Origin of the sequence: Alkalibacter mobilis (genome assembly GCF_015594845.1) — a bacterium.
In the GTDB taxonomy this organism is placed as follows: Bacteria; Bacillota; Clostridia; order Eubacteriales; family Alkalibacteraceae; genus Alkalibacter; species Alkalibacter mobilis.
This window is the reverse complement of record NZ_JADNRK010000049.1, coordinates 1-3,398: the sequence shown is the minus strand read 5'-3', so window position 1 is coordinate 3,398 and position 3,398 is coordinate 1. Positions and strand designations below refer to the sequence as shown.

Genomic DNA, 3,398 nt, shown 5'->3' with positions numbered 1-3,398 from the left:
ATATAAAATATGAAATAGTCGGTGCTATGCCCATAGGATGGGTGTGGTTTATAGCTTATAGTACAATAGTGGTTGCTAATCTATCAGCAGGATATACTTCATTATACTTGTATAAGAAGAATGGACACTAGGATGCAAAAAGATATAAAACTGATTAATCACCTTAAGGAGATAAGGCAATCCCGATCAGAATTAACTCAAGAATCTTTAGCAAATAGAGTTGATTGTACTAGACAGACAATAATAGCCTTAGAACAAAACAAGTATAATCCTTCGCTGATACTTGCATTGAGAATAGCAAAGGAGTTGAATGTTTCTGTTAACGATATTTTTGAAATTGAGATTATTGAAACAAAATGAACCTAATATATCTACTTTAGAATACAAATAGAATCAAGAGGTGTAGTGTATTGAAAAGCAGAAATACCATTGAGGAATATCATGAGTATCGAGACAAGATAGGCAATAGAACAGAACTCTACAGAATAGTTGCTAAGAGGTATGGCGTAGCAAGTGCTCTGTATCCAGGAAGCCATATTGATATTGCACCATCTTTGGTTATACCTAAGGTGATTTATGTTGATAACTTCAAAGGGGCGATTAATTTCTTTAAGAACATGGAAATGATAAAAAAATATATCGCAGAGAATAAAGAGTACGAGAAACCTTCTGACATAGTTTTTATGGGTCAAGATTATTCAGAAGAATTAGATGTTGAACCTGTTGATTTGATCATTTCTCAATATGCAGGCTTTGTAGGGCAAGAAACGAAAAAGTATTTAAATACAGGTGGCATTTTGTTATGTAATGATAGTCATGGAGATGCCACTTTATCCAGATTTGATGATGATTTTGAATTCCTTGGAGTCATTGGTAAGAATAATAGGATCATCGATACCAAGCTGGATGATTATTTTGTATTACCAAGAAGTAAAAATGTTGATTTAGTAAAAGTCAAAGAGAAGATGAAAGAGCCGAAGTATAAGCTAATAGCTGAAAACTATTTATTCCGCAAAATCAAATAACTGATTATGGGCTAACATACTTGACTTCTCAAGATTTCTATCGCATTACTAGATACCAATCAAAGGATTGGAGGTAATGCAAATGACCAATGAACAAAAAGAAAAAATCATTGAACTCAGGAAGTTAGGCATAGGCTATCGCAGCATAGCCACTGCCATGGATCTAAGTAGAGATAGTGTGAGGAATTTTTGTAAGAGTCGAGGGCTAGATGGCTTTGGGCAGGATTATAGTAATCCAAAGCCTGAAAAGGTAATCAGAGAACACTGTAAAAACTGTGGGAAGCCAATTAATCAGAAGAAACTGAAAGGGCGTCCTAAGACCTATTGTTCTACAGAATGTAAAAGAGAATGGGAACATAAGAATCCAATTATCTACCAGCATGTATGCAATTATTGTAGAACTGAGGTTGAGAACAAATCAAAGAGTGGGAATTACTGCTGCCGCAGATGTTACATTCGAGATAGGTTCTGGCGAGATGAAGACATAGAAGAAGTGATCAATCATCTTAAAGAAAGAAAGCCGCTACAAAATGTACCAGTATGGATTCGAGACTTGATGGCCGGTAAAGAAGCTCAAGAACCAGATGGAGATTTGAAGGAATATTACTAAATTTAGCACCCACATTGAGACTTTCAGAAGTAAAAAAGGGGGGGATAGGAAATGAGTATTTACCCCGGTTACAGTGTGATTTGCTATTTTATATAAAGGTTATGTTGTAACGCATGTTGAAACTGTTGCACTGCTGTGGAAGAAATAGGTGCATAGAATCCTTGGTTCTGGTGCAAAAAACATCAATCCCTTTCCCAATGTTCTCGATCTCTGATAAAATCCAAGTATTAAGGGTGAATCGAGGACGAAAAATGACGGAGAATCTTTTTAAATGGAAGCATTATGAGTCAGAGATTATTATTTTGTGCATCAGGTGGTATCTAAAATATCCTCTGACAATATTCCCCAATCCTTGACGAGAGAATCCGCACGCGGGCAAGAAAACAAACGATTCCTGGCGGATGGACGAAACATATTTGAAGATAAAGGGGAAGAATGCATATCTCTACCGGGCCGTGGATTCGGATACAATAGACTTCTATGTTTCAGAAAATCGTGATAAAAATACTGCTAGAAAGTTCTTCAAGAAATCGATAGAAGCATCTCACAATCAGCAGCCAAGAGTCATTACAACGGACAAATATGGAGCAACAGAAATCGCCATTCTTGAAGAGATCTATTATGGAAGTTTGAGCTGCAAAACCCAACACCGAATGACAAAATATTTGAATAATATTATAGAGCAGGATCATCGGTTCATAAAACGGAAGATCAATCCGATGCTTGGTTTTCATAGTTATGAAAGCACAGTGAAGACCATTTGCGGAATTGAAATCATGCATATGATACGGAAAGGGTAGGTTGAAGGAATTCAATGTGTCCATTCTGAAGTGAGCGTGATAAATGAAGTGCTTGGGATAGGGGCATAAGGATTCAAGAAATAAGGGTTGAGTTCTGTGCAGTTGAATTTTTTGCACCGGAACCGAAATGAACAGGAGCATGCAAGAATTTGGTATGAAGAGCTAGGACATCTTGCTAGTACTGCAGAAAACTTACTGGCGGCTGCTGAAGGCGAAAATTATGAATGGACAGACATGTATGATCGGACGCAGAAGAGGAAGGCTTCCCTGAGCTTGCTGCAAGATTTAGAAGGGTTGGAGAGATTGAAAAAGCCCATGAAGCTCGCTATCGTTATCTGCTGAACAACATCGAAATGCAGAAGGTTTTTGAAAAAAGCGAAGAGGTCATGTGGGAATGCCGTGTTTGCGGGCATCTTGTAATTGGCAAAAAAGCACCGGCAGTATGCCCGGTATGCAAATACTCTCAGGTCTATTTCGAAGTTAGAAAAGAAAACTATTAATCAAAAAGGAGTGTTTATTATGCCAGACTTTGGACATCCGTTTTCAGGACTTGCTAAGGAGAAGAAACTAACAGACGCTGAATTGATTAGGGCAATTCGATTCATGATATCTGCTGAATATGAGGCTATCCAGCTTTATATGCAACTTGCAGAATCTACCGATAATGAATTGGCTATCGAAGTACTCAAGGATATTGCCGATGAGGAAAGAGTGCACGCTGGCGAATTCCTTCGCCTTTTACATGAATTAGCACCTGACGAAGCAAAATTCTATCAGGAAGGTGCCGAGGAAGTAGAAGAAGAAATTGAGAAAATGAAGAAATAGGCTGAACTAAAGTAAGCGGTCAATAATCGCATGGATTTTAAAATTTACTTTAACATGAGACAATAGGTTACATCAAAGTACTTTTATAGTCAGTAAAGCAACTCTGTTGACTTTAAAAGTTGTGAAAGGATGATACCT

4 protein-coding genes and 2 pseudogenes are annotated in these 3,398 nt (G+C 37.5%); all 6 read left to right on the top strand.

The features are described 5' to 3' along the window. Window positions 1–120 precede the first annotated feature (120 nt). Window positions 121–360, top strand: coding sequence for a helix-turn-helix transcriptional regulator (locus tag IWB18_RS12205; protein WP_225877849.1), 240 nt, complete (start codon window positions 121–123; stop codon window positions 358–360). Between the two features lie 50 nt (window positions 361–410). After that, window positions 411–1,025 (top strand): hypothetical protein, encoded by a 615-nt coding sequence (locus IWB18_RS12200; RefSeq protein WP_195683898.1) that lies wholly within the window; start codon window positions 411–413, stop codon window positions 1,023–1,025. An 82-nt stretch (window positions 1,026–1,107) separates the two neighbouring features. Beyond that, window positions 1,108–1,635, top strand: coding sequence for a hypothetical protein (locus tag IWB18_RS12195; protein WP_195683897.1), 528 nt, complete (start codon window positions 1,108–1,110; stop codon window positions 1,633–1,635). Between the two features lie 389 nt (window positions 1,636–2,024). Beyond that, window positions 2,025–2,435: pseudogene (locus tag IWB18_RS12190) on the top strand (IS6 family transposase); the annotation flags it as partial. A 126-nt stretch (window positions 2,436–2,561) separates the two neighbouring features. Beyond that, window positions 2,562–2,935, top strand: a pseudogene (locus IWB18_RS12185) (rubrerythrin family protein); the annotation flags it as partial. A 19-nt stretch (window positions 2,936–2,954) separates the two neighbouring features. Next, on the top strand, window positions 2,955–3,260 hold the full coding sequence (locus tag IWB18_RS12180; RefSeq protein WP_195683896.1) for a ferritin family protein: 306 nt from the start codon (window positions 2,955–2,957) through the stop codon (window positions 3,258–3,260). Window positions 3,261–3,398 lie beyond the last annotated feature (138 nt).